Raw genomic sequence first — 18254 nt, forward strand, 5'->3', positions numbered from 1 at the left:
CGGAAAAGAGAAAAGGCCTGACAAGCGATGCTTGTCAGGCCTTTATATCTTGGTGCCGGAGATAGGAGTCGAACCTACGACCTTCGCATTACGAATGCGCTGCTCTACCAACTGAGCTACACCGGCAGCAGAGAAATGAAATTATAGGGTGAAATCTGAAGTCTTGGCAATAGGTTTTTCGAAAATTTTTTCAGCTTGCTGCTGCTGTTTCGCGAAACCATCGATCCGGCGGACTTCCCCCGCTTTCACTTCACTGCGATGCAGCCCGTCGGGGCCACATCGCGAGGCGCGATTGTACTTGCGTCATCCGCACCCGTCTAGTGTTGCAGCGCAAATTAATGGCTTTCGTTGTGATAGCTCGTCACGCGCTCGACTTCGTTCTTCGAGCCGAGGAACACCGGCACGCGCTGGTGCAGGCCGGTCGGCCGCACTTCCATGATGCGCTGCGTGCCCGTGGTCGCGGCGCCGCCCGCCTGCTCGACGATGAACGACATCGGGTTCGCCTCGTACATCAGGCGCAGCTTGCCCGGACGATCGGGCGTGCGCTTGTCGGCCGGGTACATGAACACGCCGCCGCGATTCAGGATCCGGTGCACGTCGGCCACCATCGACGCGATCCAGCGCATGTTGAAATTCTCGCCGCGCGGGCCGTCCTTGCCGGCGTTCAGTTCGTCGACGTAGCGCTTGACCGGGTCGTACCAGTGGCGCGCGTTCGATGCGTTGATCGCGTACTCGCGCGTGTCGGCCGGGATCTGCATGTTGCTTTGCGTGAGCACCCACGAACCGACTTCGCGATCGAGCGTGAAGCAGTTCACGCCGTTGCCGGTCGTCAGCACGAACACCGTCTGCGGGCCGTAGACCGCGTAGCCGGCGGCGACCTGCTGCGTGCCGGGCTGCAGGAACGATTCCTCGGTGGCCTGCTTGCCGTCCGGGCAGCGCAGCACCGAGAAGATCGTGCCGATCGACACGTTCACGTCGATGTTCGACGAACCGTCGAGCGGATCGAACACGAGCAGGTATTCGCCGCGCGGATAGTTCGCGGGGATCGGGAAGAACGTTTCCATTTCCTCCGACGCCATCGCGGCGAGGTTGCCGCCCCATTCGTTCGCGTCGAGCAGGATCTCGTTCGACAGGATGTCGAGCTTCTTCTGCACTTCGCCCTGGACGTTCTCGCTGCCGGCGGTGCCGAGCGCGTCGCCGAGCGCCCCCTTCGACACGTTGTAGCTGATCGCCTTGCAGGCGCGGGCGACGACTTCGATCAGCAGGCGCAGGTCGGCGGGGAGGTTGTTGGTCTCGCGCTGCTGTTCGATCAGGAACTTGGACAGCGTGGTGCGGCGGGCAATGGACATGACAGACTCCGAAAGGCCAAAGAATCCTTGAATTGCCGCAATTTTACCTGTCGCGCTTCGGGCGCCGCCGCCTTTTTTCGTCCGGTTACAAGGGCCGGCGGCCGAACCGGCCCGGTTTTTGCAGAGGGAAGACGGGGCGCGCCCGGGATGCGATGACCGAAAAGCCGGCCCTGCCGCGCGACGCGGCGCCACGCACCATGATCGTCCGACCAATAAAAAGCCGGCGCTGCAGCGGACAGCGCCGGCCTTCGCGCCCCGGAAGGGCGCGATGCGATGCAGCGACCGCGTTACGCGAGCGCCTTCTCGACGATCTCGCGCACGTCGCGCGATTTCGCGCCCGCCGCGACTTTTTCGAGTGCGTCGCGCATCCGGTCGCGCAGCGCGGGCGTGAAGCGGCGCCACAGTTCGAGCGAGCGTGCGAGGCGCGCGGCGACCTGCGGATTGATCGCGTCGAGCGCGAGCACCTGCTCGGCCCAGAACGCATAGCCCGAACCGTCCGCCGCATGGAACTGCGCCGGGTTGGCCGCGCAGAAGCTGAAGATCAGCGAACGCGCACGATTCGGGTTCTTCAGGTTGAACGCGGGATGCGCCATCAGCTTGCGGACCTTCGCGAGCGTCGGCTGCGCGGGCGTGCCGCGCTGCGCGGCCTGCATCGAGAACCACTTGTCGATCACCAGCGCTTCCTTCTCGAAGCGCCGGTAGAAGTCGTCGAGTGCGCGCTCGGCCGGTTCGTTCGCGCCGGCCGCCGCAGCGGAAAGCAGCGCGCCGAGCGCGGCCGCGCGATCGGTCATGTTGTTCGCCGCGTCGTACTGCGCGGTCGCGATGCGTACCGCGTCGGCCGGATCCTCGAGTTCGGCGAGGTAGGCGAGCGCGAGGTTCTTCAGTGCGCGGCGGCCGGACGCGTCGGGCGTCGGTTCGTATGCGCCCGGCGTCTGGTGATGTTCGTACGCGGCGAGCCAGTCGGCGCGCAGCGCGGTCGCGAGCTGGCGGCGCACGAACTGGCGCGCGCGATGCACGGCGGCCGGATCGGCTTCGGCCATCTGGTCGGCGAGGTAGGTTTCCGACGGGAGCGTCAGCGCGAGTTCGCGGAATGCGGGCGACAGCTTCGCATCGGTCAGCACGCGGCGGAACGCGGCGACGAAGTTCTCGCCGAGCGCGAGCGGCTCGTTCGCCGCGGCGCGGGCGGCGAGCGTCAGCAGCGCGCGCGTCGCGAGGCGCTGGCCGGCTTCCCAGCGGTTGAACGGATCGCTGTCGTGCGCGAGCAGGAACGCGAGGTCGTCGTCGCTGTAGTCGTACTCGACGATCACCGGCGCCGAGAAATTGCGCAGCAGCGACGGCAGCGGCGCTTCCGGCACGTCGACGAACGTGAAGCTCTGCTCGGTTTCGGTGAACTCGAGCACGCGCGTCGTGCCGGCTGCGGCGGCCTCGCCGTCGAGCCGCAGCGGCAGGTCGCGGCCGTCGCGGCCGATCAGGCCGATCGCGAACGGGATCAGCAGCGGACCCAGCTGCGTTTCGCGCGCGGCCGCCGACGCGTCGCCGTAACCCTGCGCGAGCGTGACCGTATAGCGGCGCGCGGCGGCGTCGTAGGCGGTGCGCACCGTCACGCGCGGCGTGCCGGCCTGGCTGTACCAGCGCTCGAACTGCGCGAGGTCGCGGCCGTTCGCGTCGGCCATCGCGTGACGGAAGTCGTCGCAGGTCACCGCATGGCCGTCGTGGCGCTTGAAGTACAGGTCCATCCCCTTGCGGAAACCGTCGCGGCCGAACAGCGTCTGGTACATCCGCACGACTTCCGAGCCTTTCTCGTAGACGGTCATCGTGTAGAAGTTGTTGATCTCGACGTAGCTTTCCGGGCGCACCGGGTGCGCCATCGGGCCCGCATCCTCGGCGAACTGCAGCTGGCGCAGCACGCGCACGTCCTCGATGCGCTTGACCGCGCGGGCCGCCGATTCGAGGTCGTCGCCCGCGGCCATGTCGGCCGAGAACTCCTGGTCGCGGAACACGGTCAGGCCTTCCTTCAGGCTCAGCTGGAACCAGTCGCGGCAGGTCACGCGGTTGCCGGTCCAGTTGTGGAAGTACTCGTGGCCGACCACCGATTCGATATTCGCGAAATCGACGTCGGTCGCAGTCTCGGGGTTCGCCAGCACGTACTTCGTGTTGAAGATGTTGAGCCCCTTGTTCTCCATCGCACCCATGTTGAAGTCGCCGACCGCGACGATCATGAAGCGGTCGAGATCGAGCTCGAGGCCGAAACGCTTTTCGTCCCAGCGGATCGAGTGGATCAGCGAATCCATCGCGTGGCGGGTCTTGTCGAGATCGGCCGGTTCGACCCACACCTGCAGCAGTTTTTCCTTGCCGGAGCCGGTGGTGATCTTTTCCTCGATCGCGACGAGCTTGCCGGCGACCAGCGCGAACAGGTAGCTCGGCTTGCGGAACGGGTCTTCCCACTTCGCGAAGTGACGGCCGTCGGGCAGTTCGCCCGAGTCGACGAGGTTGCCGTTCGACAGCAGTACCGGGTAGGCGGCCTTGTCGGCGCGCAGCGTGACCGTGTAAGACGCCATCACGTCCGGGCGGTCGAGGAAGTAGGTGATGCGGCGAAAGCCCTCGGCCTCGCACTGCGTGAAGAAATTGCCGCTCGACACGTACAGGCCCGACAGCGTCGTGTTCTGGTCGGGCGCGCACGCGCTTTCGAGCGTCAGCTCGAACGCGTCGGGCACGTTCTCGACGGTCAGCCCGTGCTCGTGCGCGCGCACGGCGCCGTGCGGCGCACCGTCCAGCTGCGCACCGAGGAATTCGAGCGCCTCGCCCATCAGTTCCAGGTGCGGGACGGGCGCGGCATCCGGATTGCGGCGCACGCGCATCGTATTCCTGACGATCGTGCGGGCCGGCGCGAGATCGAATTCGAGCGCGACGGAATCGATGAGGAAGGCCGGCGGCGTGTAGTCGGCGCGGCGGATCACGGTGGAGGAGGCGTTGTCGGACATGGTCGTCGAGATCGGTGGAATGGGGATCGGGCCCGCAACGCGGGCCGGGCGAACCGGCCCATTGTACAAAGGCTTGCGGCCGCGTGCCGCGCGAACTTTTTACCGGTCCGGACAGTCCGCGTATTATCGGCATCCCGTCCGGCTCGCGCGGTGCGACGAACGGGTGACGGATCGACGAGGACCAACATGAAACGCGAATGGATTCATCGCAGCGCGGGCTGGCTCGCGGCGCTCGGCGTGATGCTGCTGACCGGCTGCACCAGCTACGTGACCACGCAGGTCACCGCCTTCTCCGACTGGAGCGGCAGCGACGCGACCCGCACCTATGCCTTTGCGCGCACCGACGCGCAGAAGAACAGCATCGAGCAGTCGACCTACGAGCCGATCGTCGCGAACGAACTGTCCGCGTACGCGTTCCGCCAGGTGCCGCCAGCGCAGGCGCGCTACCTCGTCGGGCTGAGCTACGGCGTCGGCAGCGATCTCGTGACGGTGCCGCAGCCCGTCTACTACGATCCGTGGTTCGTCGGGCCGGGTCCGTACTGGCGGCGCGGGCCGTGGGGACCGTGGGGCCCCTGGGGGCCGATGCCGGCCGGCTACGTCGCGCAGACGTACCAGGTCTTCGATTACACGCTCGGCATCCGCATCACCGAGCGCGCGACCGGCAAGGAGGTCTACAACGTGACCGCGCGTACCACCGGCGACAACGGCGCACTGCTGTATGCGATGCCGTTTCTCGCGCGCAGCGCGCTTGCCGACTTCCCGCTCGCGAACGGGGCGATCCGCACGGTGCGGCTGCCGGTCGACAAGCACGGCGGGCCGGCAGCGCCGGCCGCCAACGAACGCGCGGTGCCGGCCGCGCCGGCATCGGGCGCGGCCGTCGCGAAGTAGTACGCAGCGGCGCGGCCACCCGGTCGCGCCGCTGCGCGTGAGCGATCAGAGTCCGACGCCCAGCAGCGCCAGCGCGCCGAGCACGACGAACAGCACGGCCGCGATCGCATGCACGAGCTTGGTCGGCAGGCGGTGCGCGAAGCGGTCGCCGAGCAGGATCGCCGGCACGTTCGCGAGCATCATCCCGAGCGTGGTGCCGGCCACGACGCCGATATAGTCCTGGAAGCGCGCGGCGAGCGCGACGGTCGCGAGCTGCGTCTTGTCGCCCATTTCCGCGAGGAAGAACGCGACGAAGGTCGCGCCGAACACGCCGAGCCTCGAGCGGTTCGCGTTGGCTTCGTCGGCGTCGAGCTTGTCCGGCACGAGAATCCACAGCCCCATCCCGATGAACGACGCCGCGAGCGCCCAGCGCATGATCGACGGCGTGACGAGCGCGCCGAGCCATTCGCCGAGCGCGCCTGCGCAACCGTGGTTGACGAGCGTCGCGACGAGCACGCCGAGAATGATCGGAACCGGCTTGCGATAGCGCGCGGCCAGGACGAGGGACAGCAGCTGGGTTTTGTCGCCGATTTCAGCGAGGGCGACGGCGCCGGTGGAGATCAGGAAAGCTTGGGTCACGTACGGGATTCCACGGGCCTTGTTATGTGCGAGCGACGATCCACGGCGCGCCGGGCCCAGATGCGGCGCGCCATGAACCATCGGTCTCGCCAGGCCTCGGTGGCTGCGTCCGCCATGGCCGAACGGCCAAGTCTGTTGACGGACGCCTCCGTCACGATGCGCGCCGTGGGCGCGGACATCGAGCGGAGCGGCTACTCCCCAATGAGTGGCGGATTCTAGCATGCCGCGCCGCGCGCGGAAAAGCCGGTTGAAAGGCGCCGGCTCGCCTGCCGTTACGCGGCGGCGGTGCGTCTGGCCGCGCCGCGCTCGTGCACCAGCCGGCCGGCCGCGTAGGTACGATAGACCGCGCGATCGTCGCCGAGCAGCGCGAACGCGAACAGCAGTTCCTCCAGCGATTCCGCGTGCTTCGTGCGGCGCGCGAGCAGCGGCGTCGCGGCCGGGTCGAGCACGACGAAGTCGGCTTCGGTGCGCGGCGCGAGCGTGCCGACCGTGTCCGCGAGATCGAGCGCCTGCGCGGCGCCGGCCGTCGCGAGCCAGAACATCCGCGTCGCGGTCAGGTGATGGCCCGACAGCCGCGCGACCTTGTGCGCCTCGTTCATCGTCTGCAGCATCGAGAACGACGTGCCGCCGCCGACGTCCGTCGCGAGCGTGACGGGCACGTCGTATTCGCCGGCCTTGTCGAAATCGAACAGCCCGCTGCCGAGGAAGAAGTTCGACGTCGGGCAGTGTGCGACCACGGTGCGCGTCTCGGCCATCCGGCGGCGGTCTTCGTCGTCGAGGTGGATGCAGTGGCCGTACACCGCGCGCGGACGCAGCAGCCCGTAGCGGTCGTAGATGTCGAGATAGCTGCGATGGCCCGGGAACAGCTCGGCCACCCATTTCACCTCGTCGACGTTCTCCGCGACGTGGCTCTGCACGAACACGTCCGGATGACGGCGCGCGAGCTCGGCGCACGCTTCGAGCTGCGCCTCGGTCGAAGTCGGCGCGAAGCGCGGCGTCAGCGCGTACAGCTGGCGCCCGCGGCCGTGCCAGCGGCCGATCAGCTCGGCGCTGTCGTCGTAGCCCGACTGCGCGGTGTCGCGCAGGAACTCGGGGCAGTTGCGGTCCATCAGCACCTTGCCGGCGATCATCCGCAGGTCGCGCGCGTCGCTCGCCGCGAACAGCGCGTCGGCCGACTGCTTGTGCACCGTGCAGTAGACGAGCGCGCTCGTCGTGCCGCACGCGAGCAGTTCGTCGACGAAGAACTCGGCGACCTCGCGCGCATGCTCGGGATCACCGAACCGGCGCTCGGTCGGAAACGTGTACTTGTCGAGCCACGGCAGCAGGCCGGGCGCCGGCGACGCGATCATGTCCGTCTGCGGATAGTGGATGTGCGTGTCGATGAAGCCGGGCACGATCAGCTTGTCGCGCAGATCGTGCACGACCGCGTCGCGCGCGAGCGTCGTCGCGAGCCGCGCGTACGCGCCGGCCGCGACGACCTTGCCGTCGTCGACGATCAGCAGGCCGTCGGTCTCGTGGTTCGCGGCCTGGCTCGACTGTGCCGGGTCGCCGTTGAAAGTCAGCAGCTGGGATCGAAAAGCGGTTTGCGTCATGACGAATGGTCCTGCATCAAGGTAAGGCGAACAGAAGAAGACAGCCGGCGCCGCGCGGGCGACGGCATGGCGCGCGCGCCCCGCGCGCGGGCGGGACGGTGGATTGCGCGGGAGCGTGGCGCGATCGCGGCCGATGCGGCTGCGGCGGTCCGCAACGGCGCGCGCTCGCGAACCACGACAGCAGGCAGCGTCGCGACCGCCGCGCCGCACGCGTTCGGGCGATGCACGCGCATGCGGCCGGCGTGGCGCCAGGCCGGGCCGGTCGTCGCGAAGCGGATGCCGTTGCCGTGTTTCATCTGTCAGCGCACCTCGATGCCGGCCGTCATGCGGACTGCCAGTACGCGTCGAGGCGCGCGATCAGCGCGTCGCGCTGCGCCGCGTCGACGAACGACGCCTCGAAGCCGTTGCGGATCACCGCATGGACTTCGGCGTCGGTGAGCTGCAGCCCGTCGACGGTCGCGAAATAGTTGTCGTTGACGTAGCCGCCGAAATAGGCCGGATCGTCGGAGTTGATCGTCACCGCGACGCCGCGCTCGAGCAGCGCCTTCAGCGTGTGCTTCGCCATGTCGTCGAACACGCACAGCTTCAGGTTCGACAGCGGGCACACGGTGAGCGCCGTGCGCGTCTTCGCGAGCCGCTCGACGAGCGCCGCATCCTCGATGCTGCGCACGCCGTGATCGATCCGGTCGACCTTCAGCACGTCGAGCGCTTCGTAGATGTATGCGGGCGGCCCTTCCTCGCCCGCGTGCGCGACGAGCTTCAGCCCGAGCGCGCGCGCCTGCTCGAACACGCGCGCGAACTTGGTCGGCGGATGGCCGAGCTCGGACGAGTCGAGGCCGACGCCGATCAGGCGGTGACGGTAGCGCTCGAACAGCGGCAGCGCGGCTTCGAACGTCGCGAGCGCGTCCTGTTCCGGCAGATGGCGCAGGAAGCACAGGATCAGCCTGCTCGACAGCCCGCGCTTTTCGGCATCGGCAAGCGCGCGCTCGATGCCGGCGACGACCGTTTCGATCGGCACGCCGCGTTCGGTATGCGTCTGCGGATCGAAGAACAGTTCGGTATGCACGACATTGTCCGCAAGCGCGCGCTCGCAGTACGCGGCCGTCATGTCGTAGAAATCCTGCTCGGTCAGCAGCACGCTCGCGCCGGCGTAGTAGATGTCGAGGAACGACTGCAGATCGGTGAACGCGTAGGCGGCGCGCAGCGCGTCGATCGAGTCGTACGCGAGCTTCACGCCGTTGCGCTGCGCGAGCGCGAAGATCAGTTCGGGCTCCAGCGAGCCTTCGATGTGGATGTGCAGCTCCGCTTTCGGCGCGCGGGCGATCTTGTTCTTGAATGTCGGGGTCATGGCGTCGTTCTTGGTCGGTCAGAGAATGGGGGAAGCCTGCGCGGACGCATTCGCCTCGACGGCCTGCAGCAACTGCGCGGCCACCGAGATCGCGATCACTTCGGGCGCCTTGTCGACGATGCCTTCGACGCCGATCGGGCAGCGCATCCGCGCGACCTGGGCCGGGTCGATGCCGATCGCCGCGAGGCGATGGTCGAACTGCACGCGTTTCGCGTGCGAACCGATCATCCCGAAGTACGCATAGTCGCCGCGCCGCAGGATGCGCTCGGCCAGCACGAAATCGAGTGCGTGGTCGTGCGTTATCACGACGAAGTACGTGTGCGGCGGCGCCGCGTCGACGGCGTCGGCCGGGTCGTCGCGCGCATCGAGCGCGAGGTTGCCGATGCCCGCGAGCGCGTCGGCCGGCGGGAACGCCGCGTCGCGCCGGTCGATCCAGCGCACGTGGCACGGCAGCGTCGCCAGCACCTTGACGAGCGCGGCGCCGACGTGCCCGGCGCCGAACAGCGCGACGGGGAACGTGTACGGCGCGATCGTCTCGGTCATCAGCGACACGCCGCCGGTTTCCCACAGCAGGCAGTCGGCGCGCGCGGCGGCCGATTCGGGTTCGCTGAGCAGCGGTGCGCCCGGCGAGGGGCCGAATGATACGCTACGCACGGTCGCGGCGCCGGCCGCGACGCGTTTCGCGAGCGACATGATCCAGCCGAGATCGCCGACGTCGAGCCGCTCGAACGCGAGCACGACGGCGCCGCCGCAGCACTGGCCGAGGCTCGGGCCGAGCGCGAGCCGCTCGAGCCGGCGCGCGTGGGGCACGTGCGCACCGTCCTTCAGCAGGTGCCGGGCGATTTCGATCGCCTTCCATTCCAGATGACCGCCGCCAATCGTATGGCGCGCCGTGTCGCGCGTGACGAGCATCTTGGTGCCCGCCTCGCGCGGCGCGGAGCCGTCGGTGTGCGCGACCGTCACGAGCACGGCCGCTTCGCCGTGCGCGAGCAACTGCTGCAGATCGCCGAGCCAGGCCTCCATCAGCAGGCTCCGTGCGAAACGACGCGGCACGACGCGCGGCGCGGGCTGGCGGGCGCGGCGGCAACGCAAACGGACGGGAGCGGGGCGGGCCGCACGCGCGGCCGGCGCGCGGCGACGGCGCCCGGACGGGGCGCGCGAACGGGGCGGCCGGACGAGCGGACGCCATGAGGGTGACGGATGCGGATGGTTTGCGTTGTCATGATGAATCCAGTCGACATTGCGGATCAGGCGCGCGTTACGCAGGAGGTGAGACCGCCTGGCCTCGCGCACGTAGATCGCCATCCAGTCGCGAAGATAGCACCGCGGGACGACGCGAACATCGTCGGGCGCTGATTCGGGCTATCAGACGGCGATCATGTCGATCATAGGCCCGTCGCGCGGTATCGGGGCGCCGATGCGTGCATATCGGGCCGAAACGTTGGCGGGACGGGGCGCGGGCGCGCGGGCGGTGCGAGGCGCGAGGTTGCGGAAATTCGGGGAGCGGCGGGGTAGGTGTTTACGTGCGGCTGACTACGAGCGGCCGGCGAGGTGCGGCCGGCCACGTCTCGCCGAAACGGGGAAACGGGCCGGCGACAGGCGAACGGGCCGGCCGCACCGGTATGACGATCCGGCGGCCTGCGCCTTGGCGGCCGGCGTCCCGGCACCCGTCCGAATCGCCGGCCTCGCTGTCGCGTCGCGCGTCGGCCGTCAGGCCGATGCCAGCTTGCGCCGGTGACGCCAGAGGCTCGCGGCGACGGGAAGCAGGATCGCCGCGAAGCCGATCAGCGACCAGCCGGGCAGCAGGATCCCGAAGATCGGCGGGTAGACCGTTTCGCACAGGCCGGCGACCTTGAACATGCCGGGGAACCAGTGCGCGGGCGGCAGGCTGTCGACGATCGGCTGCAGCGTGTCGAAGCCGCAGCTGAAGCCCGGGTTCAGCTGGATCGACAGGTGCCGCGCGGCGGTGCCCACGCCGCCGGCCGCGGCGATCGCGATCAGCAGCTCGAGCACCCAGACGCCGCGCCAGCTGCGAATCCCGGCGGCGAGGAACGCGAAGATCCCGATCGCCGCGAAGAAGTAGCGCTGGATGATGCACAGCGGGCACGGGTCTTCGTTCTTCACGTACTGCAGGTACAGCGCGCCGGCCAGCAGCGCGATGCAGACCCATCCGAGCAGCATCAGCAGGCGGCGTTCGCGGCGTAGTGCAAGCGTGGAGTCGTTCATGTCGGCGGGATTCCTCGTCGGTCGGTCCGGAAAACAATCGCGCGATTTTAGCGCGAACGAACCGGCACGAAACGGACGGCGCACCTGCGGCGTCCCGCCGCACCCCGTGCGCCGCCTGCCGTCACGTCGCGCCGCCGGTCAGCGGATCGTGTTCAGCACGGCCTCGACCGACTGCCCGATTGCGAGCAGCGCATCGTCGCGATGCGGCGCGGCCGCCAGCATCAGGCCGACCGGCGCCGCGTCGCGCGGATGACACGGCAGCGACAGCGCACATGCGTCGAGGAAGTTGAACGCGCTCGGATTGCGCAAGATCAGCGCGTTGGTGCGCGTGAACGCGGCGTCGTCCGTTTCGAGGTCCGCGATGCGCGGCGGCACGACCGGCACCGTCGGCGCGACGAGCGCATCGAAGCGCGACCAGACCGTGTGCGCGGCTTCGTCGAGCATCGCGCGGCGCGCGGCGAGCAGGTCGAGATAGTCGGCCGCGCTGGCGGGCTCGCCCTTCAGGATGCGCGTCAGCACGCGCGGGTCGTAGCGGTCGCGATGCTGCGCGAGCAGCGGACGATGCCACGCGTAGGCCTCGATCGGCGAGAAGCCGAAGCGGTTGATCTCCGGCAGCCGGTCGAGCGCAGCGAAGCGCACTTCGGTGACGATCGCGCCGGCGGCTTCCAGATGCTTGAGCGCGGTATCGAGCGCGGCCGCGACGTCGGCGTCGACGCCGTCCGTCACATGATTCGTCAGCACGCCGAGCCGCACGCCTTCGAGGGGCCGCGCGGCCGGCACGTGCGGCTCGAGGCCCGCGAGCATCCGGTCGACGAGCGCGCAGCACGCGACCGTCAGGCCGATCGGGCCGAACGAATCGAGCGTGGTCGACAGCGGCACGCCGCCTTGCGTCGGGATCCGGCTCGCGGTCGGCTTGAAGCCGGTCAGTCCGCACAGCGCGGCGGGAATGCGGATCGAGCCGCCGGTGTCGGTGCCGAGCGCGACGGCCGCCATCCCGTCCGCGACGGAAGCCGCCGCGCCCGACGACGAGCCGCCGGCGATCCGCGCATCGCCCGGCACGCCGCGCCGATACGGCGACGCCGGCGTGCCGAAGTGCGGATTCAGCCCGAGGCCCGAGAACGCGAATTCGCTCATGTTGGTGCGGCCGACCAGCACCGCGCCCGCGCGCTTGAGCCGCGCGACGGCGACCGCATCGGCCTGCGCGGGCGGCGCGCCGTCGAGCACGCGCGAACCCGCGCGCGTGACCTGGCCGGCGACGTCGAACAGATCCTTCACCGACACCGGGATGCCGGCGAGCGGCGACAGCACGGTGCCGGCGGCGCGCAGGCGGTCGTGCGCGTCGGCCGCAGCGCGCGCGTTGTCGGCGTCGACTTCGGTGAACACGACGGCGCCCTGGCCGGACGGATCGGCGATGCGGTCGAGCGCGGCGTCGACGAGCGCGCGGCTGGTGGTCGTGCCGGCGGCGAGATCGGCGGCGAGCTGGGCGAGCGGGGGGAACGGGGTGAAGGTGGTCATGGGCGGCTCAGGAACGAAGATGTTGGACAAGCGTGGAGCGAAACGAATCGATATGGCGTTCGACGGCCGCGCGTGCGCCGGCGGCGTCGCGCGCGGACAGCCGTTCGAACAGGTCGCGGTGCTCGCTTTGGACGTCGGCGAGATGGCGCGGCTCGGACAGCGTGACGAACCAGAAGCGCAGCGAGCGCTCGTGCAGCGCGCGCAGGACGTCGGCGAGGACCGGATTGCGCGCGGCCGCGGCAATCGCCTGATGGAACGCGCGGTCGATCTCCATCATGCCTTCGACGTCGTGCGCGTCGACACGCGCGCGCCCGTCGTCGAGCAGCGCGGCCAGCCGCGCGAGATCGTCGGGCGTCGCGTGGCGTGCGGCCAGTTCGGCGCAGTGCGCCTCGTTGATGCGGCGCACGTCGATCACCGCGACGATGTCGTCGAGCGACAGCGGCTGCACCATCAGCCCCTTGCGCGGCATCACGGACAGCAGCCCTTCGAGCACGAGCCGGTGCACGGCCTGGTGCACGGGCGTGCGGCCGATGCCGGTGCGTGCGACGAGGTCGGCCTCGTTGAGCGCGGCGCCCGGTTTCAGGCGCATCGTGATGATGTCGCGCTGGATCAGCGCGTACGCGCGGTCGGCAAGGCTCGACGCGGCGGCGGGCCGGGCGTGCGGCAGGTCTATCAGCGTGTTCATGCGAACGGTGGCGCGGGGGCCGGGCGACGCGGTCATCGCGCCGACGACCCCGGCAAGCGTGGACGATGCGACGATATTATTGTGATATATCACTGATGTCCAGTGTGCCGCGTGAGAGGAGGGCGATTCCGCTTGTGCATGAAAGGATGCCGTCGGACGCACCTTGCGACGAACTTGCAACAATATCGACAGGATGTTGCAGGTTTGCCGCGCGATCGTGCACTGACGCATAATGAATCCTCGTCTATCCATACGCGTGAGCGACGTACCAGACCATCGTCATGAGCGAAAACACGCCTTCCCTGGCCGGTCTGCCCGGCACCTCGTCAGCCTCTTCCGATTCTCCCCGTCCCGATCCGGCGCCAGCGCCCGATGCCTCAGCGCCCCGGTCTGCTGCCGCGCAGAACGTCGCCGCCGACGGCGCGTCGCCCGTCACGGCAGCGTCCGAACCGGGCGCGCCCGGCGCGACGACGGCAGCCGCCGGCGAAGGCGCGGCCGCCGCGGCGGCGCCGAGGCCCGGCTCGCCGCCGCCCGGCTTCGGCGCGGCGCCCGATTTCGACACGCCGCGCCCGCCGCCCGCGAACGCACCGACTGCGCCGCCCGCCTATCTGAGGCAGAGCGACACGCCGTGGTCGGTGTTCGGCCGGATCATCGCCGCGCGTGCGCGCCGGCTGTTCGATCGCGCCGGCCAGCGCATCACGCAGCGCACGCTGCGCATCGGCGTGTCGGCGCGGATCTTCCATCCGGAACCGGGCGCGAAGGGACTGCGCGGCAAGACGCTGCAGTATCTCGAGGAATCGATCGCGCACTGGGTGATGTCGCGCGACGTGATCGTGTTCATGATTCCGACCGTCGGTCATCAGGGGATGCTGCATCCGAGCAACATCCGTCTGCGCGATTACGCGAAGTGTCTCGACGGCCTGCTGCTGCAGGGCGGCGCCGACGTGTCGCCGCAAACCTACGCGGCGTCGGATGCGCGCCCCGAATGGCCGGGCGATCGCGTGCGCGACATGTACGAGCTGGAACTGCTGCACGAATTCGTCGAGTCCGGCAAGCCGGTGCTCGGCGTGTGCCGCGGCTGCCAGTTGATCAACGTCGCGTTCGGCGGCTCGCTGTATCAGGACATCGCGACCGACGTGCCGACCGCGAATGCGCACGTGAGCGAGCATTACGACCAGCATCGCCATGCGATCCGCTTTCCCGATTCGTCGACGCTGGCGAGCATGTTCCCCGGACGCAGCGAGGCGATCGTCAACTCGATCCACCATCAGGCGATCCGCGATCTCGGCCGCGACCTGAACATCGAGGCCGTGTCGGCCGGCGACGGGATCATCGAGGCGATTCGCTACCGGCGTGCGCCGTTCGTGGTCGGCGTGCAGTGGCACCCCGAGTTTCACCGCGCCGGCGGCGCCGAACTGCTCGACTGCACGCCGCTGCTCGATGCGTTCCTGCGCTCGGCGCGCGAGACGCGCCTGTAGACGGCCGTTCGACACGCATCGCACGAAGGCCGGCCGCATCCCGTTAAATTCGAGATGCGGCTGTTGCGTTTTCAATGATAATGGCGCGTTTCAATTCGTCCGCCGGAGTCTGACGTTGGCCTTCCGAGATCTTTCCCCTGCACGATGCGCAACGTGGCTCGTTGCGATGGTCGCCTGCGCGCATGCGGGCGCGGCGTGGTCCGACGGCGCGACGGCGCCTGTCGCCGGTACGCGTCCCGCGGTGACGAGTCTTGCTGCCGATGCGGCGTCGGCGGGTTCTGCGGCTTCCGCGGTCGCTGCAACCGACGCCGCCGCGCAAGGCAATGTCGCCGAGCTCGCGCAGATGCTGCGCGACGGGCGGATCGTCGAGATGCGCACCACATACAACGGGAGTTACGGCGCGAGCCTGATGTTCGATCCGCGCGAGATGACGTACTACGTCGTGCTGTTCCAGGACAAGCAGATGTGGCGCGTAATCAAGTCGCAGGACAAGCGCCGTGCCGAGATGGTGTACGCGAATTTCGTCGAGCAGACGGTGCAGCTTGCGGACGTCGAGATTCGCCGCACCGAACTGCAGGCGCAGAAGGCGTTTCTCGAACGCGTGATCGCACTGCAGGCGAATCGCGCACAGCAACTGCAGGCGGACCTGAACGTCGCGCATAGCCAGCAGGCCGAAGTTGCGCAGCGGCAGAAGTCGGCGCAGGAGCAGGCGCAGGCGTTGCAGGTCGAAAAGCGCGCAGCGCAGATCCAGTTGCGCGATCTGCAGCAGCAGGTCCGGCAACTGGAGCGGCAAGCCGAGACGGGATTGCCTGCGCGTCCGTGACGATGCGTCGAACAGACGGAAAGATGAACGAACGAAAAAGCCGGCGAAGCGATCTTCGCCGGCTTTTTCGTCAGGTGGCGGCTAGCGTGCGAACGCGTGCGGCGTGTCGGTCAGGCGGCGATGGGACAGTTGGGACGTCCAGTCGAAACCGGTGGCGGGCGCAGGCGCGGCGGGGGGCGGCCCGATCGGCACCCAGCGCATGCGCGATCGCGATCAGCGTGAGCGGATCGTCGAGCGCGTCGAGCGCATCGGCGGTGTGCGGCACCGGCGACAGGCGGTCGCGGACCGGCGCGTGCGGCGCATCGCGGGCAATCGGCGGGCGCACGGCGGCGCGCAGTATGGACGGCGGACGCGCTTGTGCGATCGTCGTGCGCACACCGTTCGGCCGGTGCATTGATGGCGGCGGCGATGCGGCGGCGGCCCGCCGCGTGTCCGGCGTCGCAGTGGCTCGCGGCGACGTCCGGCTGCGCGAAATGTCCGATGCGACGTGGGGCGATCCGGCCGAGGGCCCCGCGGATGTCGCCGCGGCGTGCCGCACGGGCGGGATAGCGGCCGGCTCCGGCGGCGCGGGCACGACCGGCGGCGTGCCTCCCGACGTAGACGTGGCCGTGAACGCGGACGTCGACGAGCCCGTAGACGTAGACGGCGCCGCGCGAACCGCCACGGCGTCGGCTGTCTGGATGGGCCCGCCGGGTGTGGAAGCCCCGAACGGCTCATGCATCGCGATCAGCGCGCCGATGATGCCGAGCGCACCGATGCTCCAGCACGCCGCATACATCGCACGCCGCTGGTGCGACGGGGGGCCGGCTCGTGCGGTGGGCCGGCCGGCCGCAGCAACAGCGACCGACGCATCGGCCGCAGGCAGCGCGGACGCCGGCAGCGGCTCCCAGCGGCATGCGCGGTGTGGCGCGCCGATATCGATGCACGACGTCGACAGCGTGGCGAGACAGCGCCTGTCGCGCTGCTCACCGGACGCGCCGCGAAAGATCCACTCGCGGCCGAACGGCGGAACGTCGTCGAGCGGGGCGGCGCGAGGGCGGGCAAGCGCGCCTTCGACAGGGACGAGGGACGATGGGGTCATGAGGAAGGTACGCCTGCGACACCGAGCGACCGTGCCGGCTGCGGCGCGAATGTCGTCGCAAACGTGACATTGTGGCCACGCGAAGACGATCGGTCGATCAGACCAATCCGATTTTTGTGCAAATGTTGCAGCAATTCGTACGAGCACTGCATCGCGGCGCCGTTGGCCGGGGCGGCTACAAGGCAAATGTCGGCTTCGCGTGGCATCATCTGGCGATCACGCCGGGTCGCGCATGGTTGCGCGGCGCAGCCGATATGCAGCGATGTCCGCGCGCGCCGGGGCCGGCGCGATACGCATCGTCGTGTCCATGCGGCGCGTATTTCGCGCCATCCGAGCTCGAGCGAGAAAACATGTCCACAGCCTCACCAGCGATCGCGCAGGAATCGAAAGTCCGCACCGTGTTCCGGGTCGTCAGCGGCAACTTCCTCGAAATGTACGACTTCATGGTCTACGGCTATTACGCGTCGGCCATCGCCAAAACCTACTTCCCGAGCGGCAATGCGTTCGCGTCGCTGATGCTGTCGCTGTCCGTGTTCGGCGCGGGCTTCCTGATGCGGCCGGTCGGCGCGATCGTGCTCGGCGCGTATATCGACCATCACGGGCGACGCAAGGGGCTGATCCTGACGCTCGGGCTGATGGCGCTCGGCACGCTCACGGTGGCCGCGGTGCCCGGCTACGCGACGATCGGCGCGCTCGCGCCTGCGCTCGTGCTGCTCGGCCGGCTGCTGCAGGGCTTCTCGGCGGGCGTCGAGCTCGGCGGCGTGTCGGTCTATCTGTCGGAGATCGCGACGAAGGGCCACAAGGGCTTCTATACGTCGTGGCAGTCGGGCAGCCAGCAGGTGGCCGTCGTGTTCGCCGCGTTCGTCGGCGTGCTGCTGAACCGCGCGCTGCCGGCCGAGGACATGACCGCGTGGGGCTGGCGCATTCCGTTCCTGATCGGCTGCCTGATCGTGCCGTTCCTGTTCCTGATCCGGCGCTCGCTGAAGGAGACCGACGAGTTCCTCGCGAAGCATCATCGGCCGACGATGGGCGAGATCATGCGCTCGATGCTCGACAACTGGGGCGTCGTGATCGCCGGCATGGGGATGGTGATCATGACCACGGTGTCGTTCTACATGATCACCGCCTATACGCCGACCTTCGGCAAGGAAGTGCTGCATTTGTCGTCGCTCGACGCGCTGGTCGTGACCGTGTGCGTGGGCGTCTCCAACCTCGTCTGGCTGCCGCTGTCGGGCGCGCTGTCGGACCGCATCGGCCGCCGTCCGGTGCTGATCGCCTTCACGGTGCTCACGCTCGTGACGGCTTATCCGGCCGTGCTGTGGCTCGTCGGGGAGCCGTCGTTCCTGCGGCTGCTCGCGGTCGAGCTGTGGCTGTCGTTCCTTTACGGGTCGTACAACGGTGCGATGGTCGTCGCGCTGACCGAAGTGATGCCGGCCGACGTGCGCACCGCCGGCTTCTCGCTCGCGTACAGCCTCGCGACGACGATCGGCGGCTTTACGCCCGCGATCTCGACGCTGCTGATCCACGAGACGGGCAACAAGGCCGCGCCAGGGCTGTGGCTCAGCGTCGCAGCGATTTGCGGGTTGATCGCGACGCTGGTGCTGTATCGCACGCCCGACGCGCGCAATCAGTACAAGGCGGTCTGACGCGCCACGCACCGCCGGCTGGCT

15 protein-coding genes, 1 tRNA gene and 1 riboswitch are annotated in these 18254 nt (G+C 68.9%); of the genes, 4 read left to right on the top strand and 12 right to left on the bottom strand.

Going from position 1 to position 18254, the window contains the following annotated elements; genetic code table 11:
* Positions 1-50: 50 nt before the first annotated feature.
* The 3 genes from BST28156_RS09675 to pepN all read right to left on the bottom strand — a co-directional run bounded on the left by BST28156_RS09675 (position 51) and on the right by pepN (position 4330).
* Positions 51-126: transfer RNA gene (locus tag BST28156_RS09675), tRNA-Thr, on the bottom strand.
* A 209-nt stretch (positions 127-335) separates the two neighbouring features.
* The gene (locus tag BST28156_RS09680) at positions 336-1349 is read right to left on the bottom strand and encodes a class 1 fructose-bisphosphatase (protein WP_174902080.1); all 1014 of its coding nucleotides are present in this window, start codon (positions 1347-1349) and stop codon (positions 336-338) included.
* A 287-nt stretch (positions 1350-1636) separates the two neighbouring features.
* Positions 1637-4330, bottom strand: coding sequence for an aminopeptidase N (gene pepN / locus BST28156_RS09685; RefSeq protein ID WP_174902081.1), 2694 nt, complete (start codon positions 4328-4330; stop codon positions 1637-1639).
* 186 nt (positions 4331-4516) lie between these two features.
* Here pepN and BST28156_RS09690 point away from each other — a divergent pair, with 186 nt between their 5' ends.
* Complete coding sequence (locus BST28156_RS09690; protein ID WP_174902082.1) at positions 4517-5218, top strand: DUF4136 domain-containing protein; 702 nt, start codon at positions 4517-4519, stop codon at positions 5216-5218.
* Between the two features lie 45 nt (positions 5219-5263).
* Here the strand turns inward: BST28156_RS09690 and BST28156_RS09695 are convergent, their stop codons facing one another.
* From BST28156_RS09695 to BST28156_RS09730, 8 genes are all read right to left on the bottom strand, one after another.
* On the bottom strand, positions 5264-5836 hold the full coding sequence (locus BST28156_RS09695) for a TMEM165/GDT1 family protein (protein WP_060242590.1): 573 nt from the start codon (positions 5834-5836) through the stop codon (positions 5264-5266).
* Between the two features lie 75 nt (positions 5837-5911).
* Positions 5912-6048: riboswitch (yybP-ykoY riboswitch) on the bottom strand.
* Between the two features lie 60 nt (positions 6049-6108).
* Complete coding sequence (gene guaD / locus BST28156_RS09700) at positions 6109-7428, bottom strand: guanine deaminase (RefSeq protein WP_174902083.1); 1320 nt, start codon at positions 7426-7428, stop codon at positions 6109-6111.
* Complete coding sequence (locus tag BST28156_RS09705) at positions 7425-7724, bottom strand: hypothetical protein (protein WP_060242595.1); 300 nt, start codon at positions 7722-7724, stop codon at positions 7425-7427. Before BST28156_RS09705 ends, guaD begins: the two co-directional genes overlap by 4 nt.
* Before the next feature lie 26 nt (positions 7725-7750).
* Positions 7751-8776 carry an adenosine deaminase gene (locus BST28156_RS09710; protein WP_174902084.1) on the bottom strand — a complete coding sequence of 342 codons (1026 nt, stop codon included), beginning with the start codon at positions 8774-8776 and terminating at the stop codon, positions 7751-7753.
* A gap of 18 nt (positions 8777-8794) precedes the next feature.
* Entirely contained in the window at positions 8795-9799 is a 1005-nt protein-coding gene (xdhC, locus tag BST28156_RS09715) for a xanthine dehydrogenase accessory protein XdhC (RefSeq protein ID WP_174902085.1), read from the bottom strand.
* Between the two features lie 687 nt (positions 9800-10486).
* Complete coding sequence (locus BST28156_RS09720; RefSeq protein WP_060242602.1) at positions 10487-11002, bottom strand: disulfide bond formation protein B; 516 nt, start codon at positions 11000-11002, stop codon at positions 10487-10489.
* A 138-nt stretch (positions 11003-11140) separates the two neighbouring features.
* On the bottom strand, positions 11141-12517 hold the full coding sequence (locus BST28156_RS09725; RefSeq protein WP_174902086.1) for an amidase: 1377 nt from the start codon (positions 12515-12517) through the stop codon (positions 11141-11143).
* Positions 12518-12524: 7 nt separating this feature from the next.
* Positions 12525-13202 carry a GntR family transcriptional regulator gene (locus BST28156_RS09730; RefSeq protein WP_174902087.1) on the bottom strand — a complete coding sequence of 226 codons (678 nt, stop codon included), beginning with the start codon at positions 13200-13202 and terminating at the stop codon, positions 12525-12527.
* 281 nt (positions 13203-13483) lie between these two features.
* Between BST28156_RS09730 and BST28156_RS09735 the strand changes: the two genes are divergently transcribed.
* Together BST28156_RS09735 and BST28156_RS09740 are read left to right on the top strand one after the other, a co-directional pair.
* Positions 13484-14680 carry a gamma-glutamyl-gamma-aminobutyrate hydrolase family protein gene (locus BST28156_RS09735; protein WP_060242609.1) on the top strand — a complete coding sequence of 399 codons (1197 nt, stop codon included), beginning with the start codon at positions 13484-13486 and terminating at the stop codon, positions 14678-14680.
* A 115-nt stretch (positions 14681-14795) separates the two neighbouring features.
* Positions 14796-15503, top strand: coding sequence for a DUF2968 domain-containing protein (locus BST28156_RS09740; protein ID WP_060242612.1), 708 nt, complete (start codon positions 14796-14798; stop codon positions 15501-15503).
* 70 nt (positions 15504-15573) lie between these two features.
* Here the strand turns inward: BST28156_RS09740 and BST28156_RS09745 are convergent, their stop codons facing one another.
* Positions 15574-16584: a hypothetical protein gene (locus BST28156_RS09745; protein WP_367651223.1), complete on the bottom strand. Its 1011-nt coding sequence runs from the start codon at positions 16582-16584 to the stop codon at positions 15574-15576.
* Positions 16585-16934: 350 nt separating this feature from the next.
* Between BST28156_RS09745 and BST28156_RS09750 the strand changes: the two genes are divergently transcribed.
* The gene (locus BST28156_RS09750; protein WP_060242616.1) at positions 16935-18230 is read left to right on the top strand and encodes an MFS transporter; all 1296 of its coding nucleotides are present in this window, start codon (positions 16935-16937) and stop codon (positions 18228-18230) included.
* The last annotated feature ends 24 nt before the right edge of the window (positions 18231-18254 follow it).

It is taken from the genome of Burkholderia pseudomultivorans, from assembly GCF_902499075.1.
Taxonomy (GTDB): Bacteria; Pseudomonadota; Gammaproteobacteria; order Burkholderiales; family Burkholderiaceae; genus Burkholderia; species Burkholderia pseudomultivorans.